The sequence below is a fragment of the Kitasatospora sp. NPDC059827 genome (genome assembly GCF_042731675.1).
Lineage (GTDB): Bacteria > Actinomycetota > Actinomycetes > Streptomycetales > Streptomycetaceae > Kitasatospora.
The window spans coordinates 1-2,014 of record NZ_JBHWIV010000182.1 but is presented as its reverse complement, the minus strand read 5'-3'; the positions used below and the strand labels follow the sequence as shown (position 1 = coordinate 2,014).

Genomic DNA, 2,014 nt, shown 5'->3' with positions numbered 1-2,014 from the left:
CCCGCCCCCGTGGACGCCGCCCCCGCCCCGGCGGCCTCTGCTTCGTGCCCCCTCTCCGGAGGGGTGGAGCGCCCCGGCCCCGGGCGGGGGCGCTCCACCTCGTCGAAGGCCGTTCCGAGAGCCCCGTCGGAGTCGAGATGTCCGCCTACCTCTCCAACATGGCCCAGCACTGCCCGTACCTGGCTGCGTCCGTGAGCCGGCAGCTGACCGGGTGGACGGTGTACGAGATCTCCAGCACCGATCGGGAAGCCGTGGAGGCAGAGTTGTTCCACGCCGGAGTCCAGGCAGCCGAGTGGATCAGACCGTTGATGAGCCGGCCGAACGGGGTCCTGATCTGCGAGAACATCGTGATTCTCGGCTCGGTTCCCGGCACCGGTCATCAGGAACTGCTACGCCGCCCCTACTGGGCGCTTCGCAATCTGTACGCCCCGGTGGGTGTTCTCTTCGGCAAGTTCGGCGCAGGTCATCGGGAGACCGACAGCACTGGCCGGAGCATCCCGCCGGCTCCGTTCTCGTTCCTTCCGGTACGGGCAGCCGTCAGGTCGCGGGATCCTCGTTTCCTCGCCTCCACCCCCGACGCAGCACGCGCCCTTGCGTCCGCCGACGACGACGGCCGCGACGTGTTCGAGCACATCCCCTGCGATTGGAAGGCGGTACAGGCGTGGTCGACTTCGCTGCCTGCCCCGACGAAGCGGTGAGGGCTGCTGAGGCGGTCTGCGGCCCGATCGTCCTCACGGAGATCACCGACCGGCGCGGGTCGGCCGTCTGGAAGGCGGTCGGTCCGACCGGGTCCGTGGCGATCAAGGCCGGATACGGCGAGGGTGCTGAGATCACGGCACGGGAGGGCGCGGTCCTGGACCAGCTGCCCGGCTACTCCGTCATCACCGGTCGATACGACAGCGGCGTCTGGTACGTCACCCCGTGGCTTCTCGGTCCTTCCACGTGGGAGCTCTTCAAGCCGGTCCGGCACGGCGACGGCGGGCACGAGCAGGCCTTCTCCGGAGCTGTCGACCTCTGCCTGGCTGTCGCCGACCTGCACGCCGCCGGGTGGGTGCACGGCGACCTCCAACCCGCGCACTGCATCCACACCGACCGCGGCGCGCGGCTCCTCGATCTGGCCTGGGCCTGGTCACCCGGCTTCCCGCCATCGTCGGTCTTCCAGGGTGGCATCACCCACCTGCTCGCCCCGGAACTGGCCGCCGCCGTGGAGTCCGGCGTGCGGCCGGTACTGACAACCACCGCATCCGACGTCTACGCCCTCGCGGGCACACTGTGGACCTGCGTCACGGGCCGGTGGCCCCTCGACTACGACTCCGCCGGAATCGGCCCGGATGTCGGCCCCGGGACGCGCCGAGCCGCCATCGCCTCCGGAGAGATCCCGCTCCGCGCCGCCGAACCCCGGCCTGACTTTCAAGCCGTACTCCGACCGGTCCTTCGCGAACCCGCCCGCAGCCGACCGGGGGCCGCCGAACTCGCCGCCGTACTGAAACAGTTGTGAGGCTCCGGGAGCTCACCTCGGACGACGCCGACGCGGTTCGACGGGTCTACAGCGGCGCATCGATACGCTACCTCGAGCGCACTGCGATGGAGCCCGCCGATGCACTCCGCTACATCGAACAAGCCCTCTGCCGAGCACGGGATCGTCCACGGGTTCACTACGTCCTCGGCATCGACGTGGCCGGCGACCTCATCGGCGTGATCAAGCTCAACTCGACCACCACCCGGGCCGGGCTGAGCTACATCCTGCGCGAAGACACCTGGTCCCACGGGTACGCCACTGCAGCTGTCGCCACCGTGCTGGCCCTCGCGTTCGACACGCTGCACCTGGACTCCGTCGCCGCCAAGCACCGCACAGCCAATCACGCCTCCGGCCGAGTGCTGGCCAAGGCCGGGTTCGCTCGCATCTACGAAGACGAAGGATTCGTCCACTACGCAGCACGCCGGAAGCGGTCACCGACCGACCCCGCCACCCCCTGAAACACCCCGGGCGGCCCCGCGCAGGGTGCGCGGGGCC

At 70.1% G+C, this 2,014-nt stretch carries 3 protein-coding genes; all 3 read left to right on the top strand.

The window, feature by feature from the left end; all coding sequences use genetic code 11:
* Positions 1 to 137: 137 nt before the first annotated feature.
* Genes ACFV8H_RS41415 through ACFV8H_RS41405 form a run of 3 tightly spaced genes read left to right on the top strand, consistent with a single transcriptional unit; the run spans position 138 to position 1,977 of the window.
* On the top strand, positions 138 to 698 hold the full coding sequence (locus ACFV8H_RS41415; protein WP_380409948.1) for a hypothetical protein: 561 nt from the start codon (positions 138 to 140) through the stop codon (positions 696 to 698).
* Complete coding sequence (locus tag ACFV8H_RS41410) at positions 662 to 1,498, top strand: hypothetical protein (protein WP_380409947.1); 837 nt, start codon at positions 662 to 664, stop codon at positions 1,496 to 1,498. Before ACFV8H_RS41415 ends, ACFV8H_RS41410 begins: the two co-directional genes overlap by 37 nt.
* A complete protein-coding gene (locus ACFV8H_RS41405; protein ID WP_380409945.1) occupies positions 1,495 to 1,977 on the top strand; it encodes a GNAT family N-acetyltransferase in 483 nt (160 codons plus the stop codon). Before ACFV8H_RS41410 ends, ACFV8H_RS41405 begins: the two co-directional genes overlap by 4 nt.
* Positions 1,978 to 2,014: the final 37 nt, after the last annotated feature.

Bases quoted from the DNA above. Each gene is read 5' to 3' on its own strand.
- ACFV8H_RS41415 (WP_380409948.1), top strand. From the start codon at position 138: ATGTCCGCCTACCTCTCCAACATGGCCCAGCACTGCCCGTACCTGGCT.